Below are 15099 nucleotides of genomic sequence, written 5' to 3'. Positions count from 1 at the left end.
CCCGATGTTCACTGGCTCGAGAATTCCTTTCGCGAGCCGTCCTCGAACACCTGGTCGTCGCGCTCGAGCTTGCCGCCGGCGTCCCATGCGCGCTCGCGCGTGACGCGGCCGTTCTCGTCGTAGATCGACTCGGCGATCAGCGTTCCCTTCTCGTCGAAGCGCTGGTGCGTGCCGATCGGCGTCTGGCGGAAGCGATCGGTCGCGACGTAGCGGCCCACCGCTGCACGCTGGCCGTTGTCGTAGTACTCGGTGATCTCGATCAGCCGGCTGCCGCCGTCCACGCCGTAGACGGCCTTGCTGCGCGGCTGGCCGTTCAGGTAGAAGCTCTCGTCGGTGACCGGATCGCCGGCGGCGCTCCAGCGCTGGTCGCGCACCAGCGTGCCACGCTCGGAGAACTCCTGGTCGCGCTGCCGGATCGCGCCGCGCTCGGTGAGCAGCGACACCACTTCGCGGCGCTTGACGCCTTCGGATGAGAAGCGCCGCTCGGTGCGCTGGTTGCCCGCGAGTTCGTCCTGTGCCGCGGGCCTGCCGTTGTCGTAGAAGTCCTCGCTGCGCACGCGCTTGCCCGAGAGATACGACAGGCGCGAGCGCAGGATGCCCTTGCCGTCGAACAGCTCGACCCGTGACGGGTTGCCGCCGAAGCCGCAGAGCTTCGCGTCGTCGGTGGTCGGCCCGAGCACCGGCTTGTCGCCGCAGCGCAGCGCCGAGAGCTGGCCGCGCTCGGTGAATTCGGCGAAGGCGCGCTCGCCCGCCGCGTCGGCGAAGTAGGTCACGCGGCGCAACTGGCCCGAGGGATAGAAGCTGCGCACGAGCCCGATCTCGTGGCCGTCGTCGTAGCTGGCTTCGCGCACCACCTTGCCGTTGGGCGCGAACTCGCGCGCCGGGCCGTGCATGTTGCCGGCCGCGTTCGCGTTGTATTCCTTCGCGAGCTTGCCCTTGTCGTAGTAACGCACGACGCCCTCGAAGGTGCCGCTCTGGATCTGCTGCTCGCGCATCGGCTCGCGGGTGTCGTGGTCCCGGCAGCGCATCAGGCCGGACTTGCCGGCGGTCGTCGCGCTATTGGCCGGATTCACGGCGACGCCGTTGATCTCGCAGTCCTGCACCGCGTGCGCCGCCCCGTGCGCGAGCAGCAGCGCGGCCGCGATCGGACCCGCGGCATGCACGGAGAGCGCCGCGCGGTGCGTCATGTGGCGTAGACGGTGTCCAGCGACCGGAAGCCCTTGGCTTCGATCGGGTTGCCGAAGGGATCGTGGAAGAACATCGTCCATTGCTCGCCCGGCTGGCCCTCGAAGCGCACTTGCGGGCGGAGCACGAAATCGGTGCCGGCGGCTTCGAGGCGGTCGGCCAGCGCGCGCCACGCGGGCAGCTCCAGCACGATGCCGAAGTGCGGCATCGGCACCATCACGTCGCCGACGCGGCCGGTGCGCGCGGTGGCGAAGGGCTCGCCCAGGTGGAGCGAGATCTGGTGGCCGAAGAAGTCGAAATCGACCCAGGTGTCGGTGCTGCGACCCTCGGCGCAGCCGAGCGCGCCGCCATAGAAGCGCCGGGCCTCGTCGAGGTCGCGGACATTGAAGGCAAGGTGAAAGATCGACATGTGACTTTCTGTGTCTGGTGCGGCATTTTCCACAAGCAGGGGGGCCGTGGCGAGTCCCGTTCATAATGCCTGGCCATGGATCCCCTGCGCCGCGCCCGCCGCCTCGTCAGCTTCGTGCTGATGTGGTTCGCGCTGTCGCTCTGCGCGGCGATCGCGTCGCCGGTGGTTCATCCGCAAGCCATGGAGCTTCTCTGTTCCGGCACTGGCGCGGTGAAGGTGGTCGTGCATACCGATGACGGCATCCAGGAAATGGGCGCCTCCCATTTCGATTGCGCGCTGTGCATGGTGGCCGGCGCGCCGCCGCCTTCTCCCGTGATTTCGCTTCCATCGACCCAGCCGCTCTCGCATGCGGTTCGGTCGATGCCGGCCGCGCGCCTTGCCGCGGCCACCGCCGCGCCCCTGCCGGCGCGCGGCCCGCCCAGCCTGCTCTGAGATCGATCGGCTTCGCCTCGCGTGGTGCTCTCGTGCGCGCCCGCGACGGTTCCCCCAATTGATCGGCGTTCCCGCGCGGACGCCGAGGAGCCGTCTTCTCTACGACCTCCGATTGAACACTTCACGAAAGTCTCCGATGAACACTTCCATGAACGCATCCTTCTCTATCCGCCAACTCGCCGCCTGCATCGTGCTCGCGGGCAGCGGCAGCGCCTTCGCGCACGTGACCTTGCCGCCCGGCGGCGCCACCGCCGGCAGCGACTACGAAGCCGCCTTCCGCGTCGGCCACGCCTGTGAAGGCGCGAAGAGCACAACCGGCATCACCGTGCGGCTGCCCAAGGGTTTCGCCTTCACCGATGCGCAGGCGCGCAAGGGCTGGAAGCTCGAAGCGCCGCCGGCCGGCGACAACGGCGGCGAAGTGCGCTGGACGGCGGAGAACGCCCAGGCCGCGCTGCCCACCGGCGAGCGCGCCGAGTTCGTGCTGCGCGGCAAGCTGCCCGCCACGCCGGGCGTGCTCTGGTTCAAGGTGCTGCAGAACTGCGACGTCGGCAGCGCCGACTGGGCGCAGATCCCCGCCAGCGGCACGTCCACCACCGGCCTCGGCAGCCCGGCGGCGCGGCTCGACGTGCTGGCCGCCGGCGTCGCGCCGGTCGACGTGCGCGATGCATGGATCCGCGCTGCGGTGCCCGGCCAGAGCGGCACCGGCGCCTTCATGAAGCTCAACGCACCGTCCGGCACGCGCCTCGTCGGCGCCTCCACGCCGGCCGCCGGCGTCGCCGAAGTCCACGAGATGAAGATGGAAGGCGACACCATGCGCATGCGCGGTCTGCCGAGTCTGGACCTTCCGGCGCGGCAGACGGTCGAGCTCAAGCCGGGCGGCTCCCACCTGATGCTGATGGACCTGAAGCAGCCGCTCGCCAATGGAACGAGCGTGCCGCTGACGCTGCTCTTCGAAGACGCCAAGGGACGGAAGAGCTCGCTCGAGATCAAGGTGCCGGTGCAGACCGCCGCCGGAGCGGCCGCGGCCGGCGAGCACAAGCATTGACGACAGAGGGCGGCGCGGGCGGCCCAAAACGCCACCTGCTTGGAGTAAGCTGCCCGCACAACAACTCACCTCCGGAGCCGTCCATGAGCGACACGAGCAAGCCTTTCGCCTTCAGCCAGTTCGTTCCCGGATTCGACTTCCTCAAGAACCTGGCCGGCGGAAGCGCGGCGGCGGGCGTGACGCCCGGCATGCCGAGTCTTGCGAGTTGGGTCGCGCCGACGCTGAGCGTCGAAGAGGTCGACAAGCGCATCCAGGAACTGAGGACCGTGCAGTTCTGGCTCGAACAGAACGGCCATGCGCTCAAGGCCACCATCCAGGCGCTCGAGGTGCAGAAGATGACCCTCTCCACGCTGCGCGGCATGAACGTGCAGATGGAGGATCTCGCGAGCGTCTTCACGCGGCAGGCCGCGGCCGCGCCGGAGCCCGCGCCGGCCCCCGCACCCAAGGCGGAGCCGAAGAAAGCCGAGCCGGCCGCGGACGCCGAAGAAACCGAGGCGGCGGCGAAGCCGTCCCGGCGCGCGCGCGCAGGCGGCAACGGCAGCGCCGCAGCGGGCGACGGGGCAGGCGTGGTGGACCCGCTGCAATGGTGGGGCGCGCTGACGCAGCAGTTCCAGCAGATCGCGAGCGCGGCCCTGCAGGAAGCCGCGCATCTGAAGATGCCGGCGATGGCGCAGCCGTCGTCCGGCGCGGCGGCGCAAAAGGCCCCGGCGGCCAAGTCCGCGAAGAAGCCCGCCGCCGCGGCAGGCAGCAAGTCGACATCAGCCGGCGGCCAGGGCGCCGCCGCTGCCGGCAAGACGCCGGCTCCGGCGCGCAAGCGGGCGCGCTGAGGCCGGCACCGTATTCCTTCCCGCGAGAGAAAGCGAAGCCCATGAAGCTGTTTCCTTCAGGCCACGCCACCCATCCGCAATGGCGCATGGCTGCGGGGCTGGTGCTCGCGCAACTGCGGGCACAGATGGCGTTGCCCGACTACGCGCATTCGCCGACGCTGGGGCTGCTCTACGTCACCGACCACTATTCGGCCGATGCGCAGGAGATCCTCGATCACCTGAGCGCGGAGCTGCCCGAGATCACCGACTGGTCGGGCACCGTGGGGGTCGGCGTGGCGGCCAACAATGCCGAGTATTTCGACGAGCCCGCGCTCAGCGTGATGCTGTGCGAGCTGCCGAGCGACCAGTACCGCGTGTTTTCCGGCGTGGCGCCGCTCGCGAGCACCGAGACGAGCGGTTTCTCGGCGCACACGGCGCTCGTCCATGCCGACCCGCGCACGCCCGAGCTCGCCGAGCTGATCGCCGAGATGGCGGAGCGCACCGACACCGGCTACCTCTTCGGCGGCCTCTCGTCGGGCCGCGCCGGATCGTTGCAGTTCGCGGTCGGCGGCAACGGCAACATTCCGGGCCACGGCGCCCATGGCGGGGTGTTCCAGGGCGGCCTGTCGGGCGTGGTCTTCGGCGAAGGCGTGCGGCTGGTGTCGCGTGTCACGCAGGGCTGCCAGCCGGTGTCGGGCGAGCGCGAGATCACGCAGGCCGACGGCAACCTGCTGCTCGAACTCGACGGCCTGCCGGCGCTCGACGTGCTGCTGGACGATCTCCATGTTTCGCTCGACGAGCCCGAGGAGGCGATCGCCGCGGTGCGCGCGACGCTGGTGGGCCTCGCCGAGGCCGGCAGCGATCGGGTCCATCGCACGCGCGACCTCGGCTCCGACGTGCGGGTGCGGCACATCATCGGCCTCGATCCGACGCGGCGCGGCGTGGCGATCGCCGACGTCGTCGAGCCCGGCATGCGCATGACCTTCTGCCGGCGCAACGCTCAGGCCGCGCGTTCCGATCTCATGCGCGTCTGCGCCGAGATCCGCGAGGAGCTGGAGCCCGAGGAGCAGACGCTCGCCACCGCGCGCGCAGTCGCCGGCTCGGAAACCGGCGCGGCACCGCATCCGGCGCGTCGCGTCGCGGGGGCGGTGTACGTGAGCTGCTCGGGGCGCGGCGGCCCGCACTTCGGGGCGCCGAACGCGGAGCTGCAGATCGTGCGCCATGCGCTCGGCGACGTGCCGCTGGTCGGCTTCTTCGCCGCCGGCGAGATCGCGCGGCACCACCTCTACGGCTACACCGGCGTGCTGACGGTCTTCACCGCCGACGACTGAGCCCTGCTGAGGCCGGTGAACGCGAAGTCCACCTCGGGCGCGAGCCCGCTCACGATGCGCGCGATCGATTTGCCGGAGCCGCAGGCATGCGTCCATCCGAGCGTGCCGTGGCCGGTGTTCAGGAACAGGTTCGCAAGCTTCGTGGCGCCGATCAGCGGCACGTTGCTCGGCGTAGCGGGGCGCAGGCCGGTCCAGAACTGCGCCTTCGACGCATCGCCCGCGCCGGGGAAGAGCTGCTCCACCCGCCGCACGATCGCTTCACAGCGCACGCGGTTGAGGTCGCGGTCGTAGCCGTTGAGCTCCGCCGTGCCGGCGATGCGCAGGCGGTCGCCGGTGGCCGAGGTGTAGCGCGAGAAGACGAGCTTGAACTCATCGTCGGTCAGCGACACCTGGTGCGCCTTCGACGGATCGATCACCGGCATCGTCACCGAGTAGCCCTTGGCCGGATAGATCGGCAGCCGGATGCCCAGCGGCGCCGCGTAGAGCGGGCTGAGCGAGCCCATCGCGAGCACGTAGGCGTCGCCGCGGATGCGCTGGAAGCGGCCTTCGCTGTCGGTGGCTTCGACGTGGTCGATGCGGCCGCCGGCTTCGCGCAACGCGGTCACGGTGTGGCTCATGAGGAAGCGCACGCCGGCCGCCTCGGCGAGCTTCACGAGTTCGCGGGCGAAGCGGTTGGCGTCGCCCGATTCGTCCTCGGCGGTGTAGGTGGCGCCGGCGAGCTGCGCACGGATGTGGGCCAGCGCGGGTTCGATCGCAACGGCCTCGTCGGCGGAGATCACGCGGCGCTCGCAACCGAGGGCGCGCATCTGCTCGGCCGGCTCGAGCGCGCCGTCGAATTCCTTCTGGTTCGTATAGAAGTGCAGGATCCCTTGCGTGCGCTGCTCGTAGCCGATGCCGGTGTCGCGGCGCAATTGCTGCAGCGTGTCGCGGCTGTAGGTGCCCAGGCGCACGATCTGCTCGATGTTGTGACGGGTGCGCGCCGGGGTGCATTCGCGCAGGAACTGCAATCCCCAGAGCCATTGCCGCACGTCGGCGCGCAGGCGAAAGAGCAGCGGCGCGTCTTCCTTGCCGAGCCATTGCAACACCTTGAGCGGTGCGCTGGGATTGGCCCACGGCTCGGCATGGCTCACCGAGATCTGGCCGCCGTTGGCGAAGCTGGTTTCGGCGGCCGGGGTGGCCTGTCGGTCGATCACGGTCACTTCGTGGCCGAGTTGCTGGAGGTAATAAGCCGAGGTCACGCCGAGCAGGCCGGCGCCGAGAACGATCACGCGCATTTCAGAACCCTTTAAAGGTTGCAGCGCTTGGACGAAACGGAAACCGGTGCCGTGAAAAAAGAAAAGCAACCGGATTGCGTCCAAGTTGCCGCTCCCCCTGTCCTCGGTACCTGAGAGATTCGCCCGTTGCACCCGCAACAGGGCTTGCTCCTTCGGTGCATCACATGGCGTGATGGCTCTCCAGACGGCTCTGACAGTTGATTGCAGTACAGGCTCGTGGCGAGCCGACCTGAGCGTTTATGGGAGTTTGCGCCTTCGGTGGAGCCGCTTTCGCGGCCCGCTCTCCTGCAAGTGCGGCGATTGTAGGGGCTTCGCCGCCGAACGGCTACAAGGGCGTGTTCACCCTTCGAAGACACCCTATAGGCCGCGGAAGGCGAAGTCGAGTTCGGGGCGCAGCCCGCTCACGATGCGCGCGATGGACTTGCCTGCCCCGATCGCGTTGGTCCAGCTCGGGGTGCCGGGCGCGGTGTTGAGGAACAGGTTCGGCAGCCGCGTCTTGCCGATCATCGGCAAGCGGTTGCTGGTGACCGCGTGCATCGCGGTTTCGAGCGACGCGCGGCTCGCATCGCCCACGCCCGGGAACAGGGTCTCGACGCGGCGCAGGATCGCGGCGAAGCGGTCCGAATCGGGCTCGTTCTCCTCGTCGTCGTTGACGCGGACGGTGGAGGTGATGCGCAGGTGGTGCCCATGCGCGTTCTCCAGCCGCCGGATGCGCAGCCTGCCCTGGCGGTCGTGCAGCGACAGGCGGGGCGCGATCGAGAGGTCCTTGACGGGCAGCGTGACCACGTACTCGCGCACGAAGCGCAGCGGCATGTCGATGCCCAGGTGCTCGGCATGCGGCACGCTCGATGCGCCGAGCGCGAGCACATAGGACTGCGCGCGCACGATCACCGGCTCGCCCTGCGGATCCAGAAACTCGACGTGGTCGATGCGGCCGTTGCGCTCCTTCAGCGAGACCACGGTGTGCTTCATCATGAAGCGCACGCCGGCCGCGCGGCAAAGGAAGACGATGCCCGCCGCGAACTGCGCAGGATCACGCGCCGGGTCGTCGGGCGAGTAGGTCGCGCCGGCGAGGCTGTCGGCCATGAGTTGCAGCGAAGGCTCCATGTCGATGGCCTCGCCGGCCGACAGCAGGCGCTCCTCGCAGCCCAGTTCCGACCAATGCGCGTTCCGTTCGATACGCCCCCGGAACACCTCGGCATCGGTGTAGAGGGTCATCTGTCCGGTCGAGCGCGGGCGCGGCGGCATGCCGGACTCGTCGCGCAGCGCATGGGCGCTCTGGCGGCTGTAGACCGCGAGACGGACCAGGTGATCGAGCGGATTGCTCCTGGGCGGCACCACCGCGCGGTCGAGCAGGCTTCCAAAGCGGCGGCGGAGGGCGGTGCGAAGGCGCAACCAGCGTCCCGGGGCAGGCCGCGCCGGCATCGAGGCTGAAGCCGAATCGGTCGATGCCGCGGGCTCGCCGGAAGGGACCCGGCCCCGGGCCTTCGCCGCTGGCGTCGCATGGCGATCGATGACGATCACCTCGTGACCGAGCTGCTGCAGGTAATAGGCCGTCGTGACGCCGTGCAGGCCGGCGCCGAGTACAACCACGCGCATGTCCGATTCCTTTTGGGAGGGCATGAACGGCCGGGGCGAGCACTCACTGTGCGGAGCGTCGGGACCGGGGGTTCAGTTTTTGCCGCTCCCTCTGTCTTCTTTACCTGAGAGATTCATCGGCTGCGGCATGCAGCGGACTTGCTCCTTCGGTGCGCCACGTCGGTGTGGCGTCTCTCCAGTCGGCATGGGTCAATAGAGGGCAGTCTACGAACCGCGCTGCGGTTCACCTTGAGCGTTCATGGGAGGTTGCGCCAACGGTGGGACGGGTGCCGTCCGCTTTTCTGCGGGCTGAATCTTATCGAGGAAACCGGTTTCTGTCTGTGACGGGCCGGGATCAGCCCCGCCGCAGCCGGGTGAATAGCTCGAACTCCCAGTTGCGCATGCCGAGCAGCAGGGTATAGCCCTCGCGCTCTTTCGGCGGCAGCTTCTGGTCGGTCTGGTGCTGCTGCGCGAAGTCCTGCGCGACGCGCTGGAGCCGGTCCAGAAAGGCCGGCGCGAGCGATTTGCTGATCTGCCCGTGCACCAGCAGCAGGCCCTCGGCGGGGCCGTCGAAGCCGCCGCGGTAATAGTCGAGCACCACGTTCTCGCGGAAGAAGTCCATCACCGGCCCGTGCGGGCGCCAGCGGAAGGTCTTGGCGAGCTTCAGGCGATACCGGTTGAGCGGGCGCAGCTCGATGATGCCGATCCGGTCCAGTTGCGCGAGGTAGCCGATGCATTCGGCCTCGCTGATGCGATAGGCCGCCACGATCTGCTCCAGCGTCCACTGGCTCAGCACGCAGATCGCGATCAGGAGCAGCTTCTTGTCCGCGATGACGGCCTTTTCCTGCTCCAGCGTGAGTTCCTTGAGCAGCGGCTGCGAATCCGCCACGCGCCGCGCGAGCTCGGCGAAGTCGATCTTCAGCGTCCGGCAGATCGCATCGACCCGGGTGAGCGGCATGTCGCCCTTGGCGAGCATCCGCTTGACGCTGGATTCGGCCATGTCGAGCGACTTGGCGAGATCCGCGTAGGTCATCCGGGCGTTCTTGAGTTCGTTCTTGAGGGCGACGACCAGGTCGGCGGTGGTGCTCATTGGGTAACCTCCGCGCAGCAGCGCTGCGGTATTCGCCTTGGGGCCGGCGGCTCATGGGCGGCGCCAGGTATTACCGGGCGATACCGGGGGTGGTGAATAAGTGCTCCGTATCGATTCTCGATGCCGTGGAGGGGGTTGGCAACCTAGATTGCGCCCATCGAGTCATCCCTTGGAGTCCGCCATGTCGCTCTCGTTGCTGTCGAATCGCGAACGCTACCTCCTGGCCCTGTTCGCGCTGCTGCTGCTGGCCGCGGTGGTCGGGCCGGCCATTCCCGCCCCCGGCCTTGCCGGGGCGCCGTTCGCGGACGCAGAGGCGTGGGGCCCGGTCCCCAACGCCATGGACGTGCTGAGCAACCTGCCCTTCGCCGCGATCGGCATCTGGGGCTTGCGCTGGCTCCGCTGGCTGGATCGCGCGCACGAGGAAGCGCTGGATGCGGCGGCGGTGCAGCAGACCGGATGGCACCTGCCGGTGAACGCCCTCGATTGCGCCTGGATGTTCTTCGCCGGCCTCGTCCTGACCGCGCTCGGCTCGGCCTTCTATCACCTGCAGCCCGACAGCGTGCGGCTGGCCGCGGATCGTGCCGGCATGGCCGTGGCCTTCGCGGGCCTGATCGGATTCGCGACCTGCGAGCGAGTGAGCGCTCGCGCCGGCTGGCCGGCCGCATGGTTCACGCTGGTCGGCGGATTGCTGGCCACGGCGGTGTGCCACGAGACCGGCAACGCGCTGCCCTGGGCGCTGGTGCAGTTCGGCGGCATGGCACTGATCGTGCTGCTGTCGTTTGCGCGGCCGACCAGCGGCGCCGTCGGACTCCGGCTAGGCTGGGTGGTCTTCTTCTATGCGCTCGCGAAGCTCTTCGAGCTCGCGGACCACGCGATCTTCGAAGCGACCCAGCACCTGATCTCGGGCCACAGCCTCAAGCACCTGACGGCGGCGCTCGCAGCACTGCCCGTGCTGCATGCGCTGCAGACCATCGGACGGCGGACGCTGCGGCACAATCCGGGCGCCGTCACCGTGACGGCTTGAGGAAGCCGCCAACCAGGCATTGCGAATGACAACGACCGCCAACGCATCATCCTCCGCCGTGCACGACGCGCCGGCGCACGCCAACCAGTTCGAACTGCTGGGGCAGCGGCGCTTCGCGCCGTTCTTCTGGACGCAGTTCGCCGGCGCGGCGAACGACAACCTCTTCAAGTTCGCCTTCACCGTGATGGTCACCTACCAGCTCCAGGTGAGCTGGATGCCGCCGGCCATGGCGGGGCTGGTGATCGGCGCGCTCTTCATCCTGCCCTACCTGCTGTTCTCGGCGACCGCCGGACAGCTCACCGACAAGTTCGACAAGCGGAAGACGATCCGCTTCGTCAAGAACATCGAGATCGGGATCATGCTGATCGCCGCCTGGGGCTTCATGCATGCCGATGCCGTCGTGCTGCTGGCCTGCGTCTTCCTGATGGGGCTGCATTCCACGCTGTTCGGACCGGTCAAGTTCGCCTACCTCCCGCAGATGCTCGATCCGCACGAACTCACCGGCGGCAACGGCATGGTCGAGATGGGCACCTTCGTCGCCATCCTGCTCGGCCAGCTTGCCGGCGGCCTGCTGGTCGCGATGCCGCAGATCGGCCACAGCTCGGTGGCGCTGGCCTGCGTGCTGCTCGCGCTGGCGGGGCGCGCGGTGGCGCAGGCGATTCCGGCCGCGCCGGCCACCGATCCGGGGCTCAGGATCAACTGGAACCCGGTCAGCGAAACCTGGCGCAACCTGAGGCTCGCGCACGGCAACATCGTGGTGTTCCGTTCGCTGCTCGGGATTTCGTGGATGTGGTTCTTCGGCGCGACCTTCCTGAGCCTGTTCCCGAGCTTCGCGAAAGAGGTGCTGCATGGCGACGAGCAGGTGGCCTCGCTGCTGCTGGTGGTGTTCTCGGTGGGCATCGGCACCGGTTCGCTGCTGTGCGAGACGCTGAGCCGCCGCCAGGTCGAGATCGGGCTGGTGCCGCTCGGCGCGATCGGCATGAGCGTGTTCGCGATCGACCTCTACTTCGCGTCGCGCGCGCTGCCGGCGCTCGGCGATCTGGGGCTTGGCGCATTCCTGCACCAGTCCGCCCATTGGCGCGTGCTGGCCGATCTCGGCCTGCTGTCGCTCTTCGCGGGGCTCTACAGCGTACCGATGTACGCGCTCATCCAGATGCGCAGCCAGCCGACGCACCGCGCGCGCATCATCGCGGCCAACAACATCCTCAATGCGCTCTTCATGATCGCCAGTGCGGTGATCGCCGGGGCGCTGCTGAAGGCCGGGTTCACGGTCCCGCAGATCTTCCTCGTCACCGGCATCGCGAACGCCGTCGTCGCCTTCTACATCTTCATGCTGGTGCCGGAATACCTGCTGCGCTTCGTGGCCTGGGTGCTGTCGCGCTTCGTCTACCGCTTCGGCGTCAAGGGCGGCGAGCACATCCCCTCCGAGGGCGCCGCGGTGCTGGTCTGCAACCACGTGAGCTTCATCGACGCGGTGCTGCTGATGGCGGCGAGCCCGCGTCCGATCCGCTTCATCATGGACCACCGCATCTTCGCGGTGCCGGTGCTCGGATGGCTGTTCCGCCTGGCGAAGGCCATTCCGATCGCGTCGCAAAAGGAAGAACCGGCTTCCTACGAGGACGCCTTCAGGCAAGCCGTGCAGGTGCTGCGCGAAGGCGATCTGCTGGCGATCTTTCCCGAAGGCGCGATCACGCGCGACGGCCGGTTGCAGCCCTTCAAGGGCGGCGTGATGAAGATCCTCGACGGCGCACGCGCCGAAGGCATCGAGGTGCCGGTCGTGCCCATGGCGCTGACCAATCTGTGGGGCTCCTTCTTCAGCCGCATCGAAGTGCGCGACGGGCAGAACGTCGCAATGGTGCGGCCATTCAGGCGCGGCTATTTCAGCCGCGTGGGACTCAACGTCGGCGACGCGATGCCGTATGCCGAGGTGCAGCCCGATGCGCTCCAGCGGCGCGTGAGCGGACTCATGGGAACATGAGCTTCGCCTGATGCTGCTGCACCCTCGAGCACTTTTGGCCGCTATCACCTGGTTCGGTGACAGCGGCTTTCTCCTGCCCGTGTCCCTGTGGATCACCGCGTGGCTCGGGTTGCCCCCCGCGACGCGCGAGTCGGCAGGGCGCTGGGTGGTCCTCTTCGGTCTCGGCTGCAGCATGATCCTGGCATCGAAGCTCGCGTTCCTCGGCTGGGGCATCGGCATCGCGGCGATCGACTTCACCGGATTCAGCGGCCACACGGCACTGTCGGCCAGCATCTGGCCGGTGGCCGGCTGGCTGGTGACTTCGCGGCAGGATCACCGCGTCCGCGTCACGGCGTCCGCGCTCGGGCTGGCGTTCGCGGCCGCGATCGGCGCCTCGCGCCTCGTGCTCCACGCGCACTCCCCTTCGGAAGTGGCGGCCGGCTTCGTGCTCGGCGGGACGGTGAGCGGGCTGTTCCTGTGGTGGCAGCAGCGTTCGCCGCATCCGCGCCTCAGCTGGATGCTCGTGGTGCTGAGCCTCGCGACGCCGGCGCTCCTGCAGCGTCCGGGTAGCGCGGCACCGACGCAGGATGCGCTCGAGGTCATCGCCATGCGCCTCGCGGGGACCGACCGGGTCTACACCCGCGCCGACCTCCTGGCCCGGCGCAACGGTTCCCCGGGCGGTATCGAATAGAGATACCGAAGGCGCTGGAGGGCGCCACCGGCTCGCTTGTTTGTGCCGCGACGCCGAGGCGAGAACCATCATCCGCGCATCCCCACCTACGAGAACCTGTCATGAAGCGCACCACGAACTTCGGCCCCTACGAGCGCGAATACCGGGCCCGCGTCTCGCGCTCGCGCCGCCTGCTCCGAAACGCGATGCAGATGATCCTGGCGGCGGCCGCGGTCATCCTGGCCGGCGTGTTCCTGTTTCCGCTCAACGCGCACGCCGGCCGGCCGTGCGCAAGCCCTGGTCCAGAATCCGCGAACTTCATTGAAGGAGCGCCATGAGCAAATCCCTGCGTCTGTCCGAAAAGTGGTTTCGCCGCGGCCTCTGGCTGGTGGCGGTGGTTTTCGCGAGCTTCCTGATCGGACTGGGCAGCACCATCGTCGGCGACCTGCCGCGGGTCGAGCACCGGATCGAGCTGGATGATTTCATCGACCGCGCCGCCGCCGAACCGCTGCGCAACACGGTGCGCAACGCGGAGCGTGTCGAACAGGAGGCCGTGCGCGAGCGCGAGCAGGCGGATCTCAAGCTGCTCGCCGCGCGGCAGGCCAGCCGCGCGGCCCGGGAGACCTTCTCGAACTGGCTCGCGACGCGCCACGCGACGGCGCAGCCGGACCAGGACGCCGAGCTCATCGCGCGCACCAAGGCGCTCGACGCGCTCAAGCAGAAGGAGGACGAGGCCGAGCGGGCCGTAGGCGCAGAGCGGCAGATTGCGCTCGACGCGCGCCAGTCGCGCCAGCGCGCCGCGGAGCAGCTCGCGAAGCTGGAGGACGAAGCGCGCACCCGGATGGACGCGGAAAACCGGCGCGTCGAGCTGCGGGTGTTCCTCTATCGCCTCGCGCTCACGCTGCCGCTGCTGGTGATCGCGGGCTGGCTCTTTGCGAAGAAGCGCAAGAGCACCTGGTGGCCCTTCGTCTGGGGCTTCATCTTCTTCGCGCTGTTCGCGTTCTTCGTCGAGCTCGTCCCCTACCTGCCGAGCTACGGCGGCTACGTGCGCTATGCGGTGGGCATCCTGATCACGGTGCTGGTGGGGCGCTATGCGATCGTCGCGCTCAACCGCTATCTCGAGCGCCAGAAGGCCGCGGAATCACAGCCCGACACGGTGCGCCGCAACGACCTCGGCTACGACACCGCGCTCGCGCGGCTCGCCAAGGGCGTGTGCCCGGGCTGCGAGCGGCCGGTGGATCTCAAGAACACGGAGATCGATTTCTGCCCGCACTGCGGCATCGGCCTGTTCGACCACTGCCCCGCCTGCAAGACGCGCAAGAGCGCCTTCGCGCGCTTCTGCCACGCCTGCGGCACCGGCGCGGCGGCAGCTGCGCCGCGCGATCCCTCCTTGCCTCAGGTCCAGCCGGCGTCCACCACGTAGTCCTGCGCGGTGCACATCTTCGAATCGTCGGCGGCGAGAAAGAGCGCCATGGCGGCAATGTCCTCGGCCATCACGCGGCCGGGCAGGCACTGCGCGGCGTCGATCTCGGCGTGGGACTCGGGCTTGACCCACAGCTTGAGCTGGCGTTCGGTCATCACCCAGCCGGGCACGAGCGAGTTGACGCGGATGTTCTGTTTGCCGAGGTCGCGCGCCAGGGCTCGCGTGAGCCCGCGCGCGGCCGACTTGCAGGCCTGGTAGACCGGGTAGCCGCGGCCCTTGATCATCCAGCTCACCGAGCCGAAGTTGATGATCGAACCGCCGCCGGATGAGCGCATGTCCTCGGCCACGGCCTGCGCGGCGAAGAACTGGTGCTTGAAGTTGATCGCGGTCATGCGGTCGAAGTCCTCGCTGGTCACGTCCTCGATCTCGTGCCGGCGGTCGTTCGCCGCGTTGTTGAGCAGCACGCGGATCGGGCCGAATTGCGCGCGCACCGCGGCGATGGCGGCCTGCAGCGCCCCCACGTCCGTGACGTCGCACTGAAGGAAGAGCGGCGCGTTCTCGCCGCCGAGACCGGCGGCCAGCGCGCGGCCGGCGTCCGCGTCGATGTCGCAGAACCCCACGCGCGCGCCTTGCGCGTGGAAGGCGCGCACCAGCGCTTCGCCGATCCCGGTCGCGCCGCCGGAGATGAACACCGTGCGGCCCTTCAGCGATGGATAGTGGGCCGAGGGCGCAGGAGAAGTCGATTCGGTCATGTCGGGGTTCCCATGAAGATCAGCCCGGACGAAGGGCCGGGCTCGCGCGATTTTGACGCAGCCCGTGCAGTGTGCCACCTGTGTGAACGAGAATGCCGCGATCCCAGCGAACCGTGGTGCGAT

Annotated in this window: 15 protein-coding genes and 3 riboswitches; of the genes, 9 read left to right on the top strand and 6 right to left on the bottom strand. The window is 68.8% G+C overall.

Going from position 1 to position 15099, the window contains the following annotated elements; translation table 11 throughout:
• Positions 1-8: 8 nt before the first annotated feature.
• Together VAR608DRAFT_RS15205 and VAR608DRAFT_RS15200 are read right to left on the bottom strand one after the other, a co-directional pair.
• The gene (locus VAR608DRAFT_RS15205) at positions 9-1187 is read right to left on the bottom strand and encodes a toxin-antitoxin system YwqK family antitoxin (RefSeq protein ID WP_157730983.1); all 1179 of its coding nucleotides are present in this window, start codon (positions 1185-1187) and stop codon (positions 9-11) included.
• Positions 1184-1594, bottom strand: coding sequence for a VOC family protein (locus VAR608DRAFT_RS15200; RefSeq protein ID WP_088954809.1), 411 nt, complete (start codon positions 1592-1594; stop codon positions 1184-1186). The genes VAR608DRAFT_RS15205 and VAR608DRAFT_RS15200 overlap by 4 nt, the downstream gene beginning before the upstream one ends.
• Positions 1595-1669: 75 nt before the next feature.
• Here VAR608DRAFT_RS15200 and VAR608DRAFT_RS15195 point away from each other — a divergent pair, with 75 nt between their 5' ends.
• From VAR608DRAFT_RS15195 to VAR608DRAFT_RS15180, 4 genes are all read left to right on the top strand, one after another.
• On the top strand, positions 1670-2026 hold the full coding sequence (locus VAR608DRAFT_RS15195; RefSeq protein WP_088954808.1) for a hypothetical protein: 357 nt from the start codon (positions 1670-1672) through the stop codon (positions 2024-2026).
• A 148-nt stretch (positions 2027-2174) separates the two neighbouring features.
• Positions 2175-3071 (top strand): copper chaperone PCu(A)C, encoded by an 897-nt coding sequence (locus tag VAR608DRAFT_RS38390; protein ID WP_088958801.1) that lies wholly within the window; start codon positions 2175-2177, stop codon positions 3069-3071.
• 83 nt (positions 3072-3154) lie between these two features.
• On the top strand, positions 3155-3898 hold the full coding sequence (locus tag VAR608DRAFT_RS15185; protein ID WP_088954807.1) for a PhaM family polyhydroxyalkanoate granule multifunctional regulatory protein: 744 nt from the start codon (positions 3155-3157) through the stop codon (positions 3896-3898).
• 41 nt (positions 3899-3939) lie between these two features.
• Complete coding sequence (locus VAR608DRAFT_RS15180; protein ID WP_088954806.1) at positions 3940-5208, top strand: FIST signal transduction protein; 1269 nt, start codon at positions 3940-3942, stop codon at positions 5206-5208.
• Here the strand turns inward: VAR608DRAFT_RS15180 and VAR608DRAFT_RS15175 are convergent.
• The 3 genes from VAR608DRAFT_RS15175 to VAR608DRAFT_RS15165 form a co-directional block, all read right to left on the bottom strand.
• Positions 5169-6482, bottom strand: a complete 1314-nt coding sequence (locus VAR608DRAFT_RS15175; RefSeq protein ID WP_088954805.1) for a D-amino acid dehydrogenase — start codon at positions 6480-6482, stop codon at positions 5169-5171. The genes VAR608DRAFT_RS15180 and VAR608DRAFT_RS15175 overlap by 40 nt on opposite strands.
• An 87-nt stretch (positions 6483-6569) precedes the next feature.
• Positions 6570-6676: riboswitch (glycine riboswitch) on the bottom strand.
• Positions 6677-6780: riboswitch (glycine riboswitch) on the bottom strand.
• 59 nt (positions 6781-6839) lie between these two features.
• The gene (locus tag VAR608DRAFT_RS15170; protein ID WP_157730981.1) at positions 6840-8081 is read right to left on the bottom strand and encodes an FAD-dependent oxidoreductase; all 1242 of its coding nucleotides are present in this window, start codon (positions 8079-8081) and stop codon (positions 6840-6842) included.
• 81 nt (positions 8082-8162) lie between these two features.
• Positions 8163-8270, bottom strand: a riboswitch (glycine riboswitch).
• Between the two features lie 145 nt (positions 8271-8415).
• A complete protein-coding gene (locus tag VAR608DRAFT_RS15165) occupies positions 8416-9150 on the bottom strand; it encodes a helix-turn-helix domain-containing protein (RefSeq protein ID WP_088954803.1) in 735 nt (244 codons plus the stop codon).
• A 181-nt stretch (positions 9151-9331) separates the two neighbouring features.
• On the opposite strand from VAR608DRAFT_RS15165, the gene VAR608DRAFT_RS15160 reads away from it, so the two are divergent.
• The 5 genes from VAR608DRAFT_RS15160 to VAR608DRAFT_RS15140 all read left to right on the top strand — a co-directional run bounded on the left by VAR608DRAFT_RS15160 (position 9332) and on the right by VAR608DRAFT_RS15140 (position 14224).
• Positions 9332-10174, top strand: coding sequence for a hypothetical protein (locus VAR608DRAFT_RS15160; protein ID WP_088954802.1), 843 nt, complete (start codon positions 9332-9334; stop codon positions 10172-10174).
• Between the two features lie 25 nt (positions 10175-10199).
• A complete protein-coding gene (locus tag VAR608DRAFT_RS15155) occupies positions 10200-12152 on the top strand; it encodes an MFS transporter (RefSeq protein WP_088954801.1) in 1953 nt (650 codons plus the stop codon).
• Between the two features lie 34 nt (positions 12153-12186).
• Positions 12187-12822, top strand: coding sequence for a phosphatase PAP2 family protein (locus tag VAR608DRAFT_RS15150; RefSeq protein WP_197700537.1), 636 nt, complete (start codon positions 12187-12189; stop codon positions 12820-12822).
• 101 nt (positions 12823-12923) lie between these two features.
• Positions 12924-13139: a hypothetical protein gene (locus tag VAR608DRAFT_RS15145; protein WP_088954799.1), complete on the top strand. Its 216-nt coding sequence runs from the start codon at positions 12924-12926 to the stop codon at positions 13137-13139.
• The gene (locus VAR608DRAFT_RS15140; protein WP_088954798.1) at positions 13136-14224 is read left to right on the top strand and encodes a double zinc ribbon domain-containing protein; all 1089 of its coding nucleotides are present in this window, start codon (positions 13136-13138) and stop codon (positions 14222-14224) included. The genes VAR608DRAFT_RS15145 and VAR608DRAFT_RS15140 overlap by 4 nt, the downstream gene beginning before the upstream one ends.
• Here VAR608DRAFT_RS15140 and VAR608DRAFT_RS15135 read toward each other — a convergent pair.
• Positions 14197-14976, bottom strand: a complete 780-nt coding sequence (locus VAR608DRAFT_RS15135) for an SDR family NAD(P)-dependent oxidoreductase (RefSeq protein ID WP_088954797.1) — start codon at positions 14974-14976, stop codon at positions 14197-14199. The genes VAR608DRAFT_RS15140 and VAR608DRAFT_RS15135 overlap by 28 nt on opposite strands.
• Between the last annotated feature and the right edge of the window lie 123 nt (positions 14977-15099).

The sequence above is a fragment of the Variovorax sp. HW608 genome (assembly GCF_900090195.1).
Classification (GTDB): Bacteria; Pseudomonadota; Gammaproteobacteria; order Burkholderiales; family Burkholderiaceae_C; genus Variovorax.
Note: the sequence above shows the minus strand (reverse complement) of the source record. Positions and strands in the feature narration are given on the sequence as shown.

Bases quoted from the DNA above. Each gene is read 5' to 3' on its own strand.
- VAR608DRAFT_RS15165 (WP_088954803.1), bottom strand. From the start codon at position 9,150: ATGAGCACCACCGCCGACCTGGTCGTCGCCCTCAAGAACGAACTCAAG.
- VAR608DRAFT_RS15180 (WP_088954806.1), top strand. From the start codon at position 3,940: ATGAAGCTGTTTCCTTCAGGCCACGCCACCCATCCGCAATGGCGCATG.
- VAR608DRAFT_RS15200 (WP_088954809.1), bottom strand. From the start codon at position 1,594: ATGTCGATCTTTCACCTTGCCTTCAATGTCCGCGACCTCGACGAGGCC.
- VAR608DRAFT_RS15135 (WP_088954797.1), bottom strand. From the start codon at position 14,976: ATGACCGAATCGACTTCTCCTGCGCCCTCGGCCCACTATCCATCGCTG.
- VAR608DRAFT_RS38390 (WP_088958801.1), top strand. From the start codon at position 2,175: ATGAACGCATCCTTCTCTATCCGCCAACTCGCCGCCTGCATCGTGCTC.
- VAR608DRAFT_RS15195 (WP_088954808.1), top strand. From the start codon at position 1,670: ATGGATCCCCTGCGCCGCGCCCGCCGCCTCGTCAGCTTCGTGCTGATG.
- VAR608DRAFT_RS15205 (WP_157730983.1), bottom strand. From the start codon at position 1,187: ATGACGCACCGCGCGGCGCTCTCCGTGCATGCCGCGGGTCCGATCGCG.
- VAR608DRAFT_RS15140 (WP_088954798.1), top strand. From the start codon at position 13,136: ATGAGCAAATCCCTGCGTCTGTCCGAAAAGTGGTTTCGCCGCGGCCTC.
- VAR608DRAFT_RS15185 (WP_088954807.1), top strand. From the start codon at position 3,155: ATGAGCGACACGAGCAAGCCTTTCGCCTTCAGCCAGTTCGTTCCCGGA.
- VAR608DRAFT_RS15175 (WP_088954805.1), bottom strand. From the start codon at position 6,482: ATGCGCGTGATCGTTCTCGGCGCCGGCCTGCTCGGCGTGACCTCGGCT.
- VAR608DRAFT_RS15145 (WP_088954799.1), top strand. From the start codon at position 12,924: ATGAAGCGCACCACGAACTTCGGCCCCTACGAGCGCGAATACCGGGCC.
- VAR608DRAFT_RS15155 (WP_088954801.1), top strand. From the start codon at position 10,200: ATGACAACGACCGCCAACGCATCATCCTCCGCCGTGCACGACGCGCCG.
- VAR608DRAFT_RS15170 (WP_157730981.1), bottom strand. From the start codon at position 8,081: ATGCGCGTGGTTGTACTCGGCGCCGGCCTGCACGGCGTCACGACGGCC.
- VAR608DRAFT_RS15160 (WP_088954802.1), top strand. From the start codon at position 9,332: ATGTCGCTCTCGTTGCTGTCGAATCGCGAACGCTACCTCCTGGCCCTG.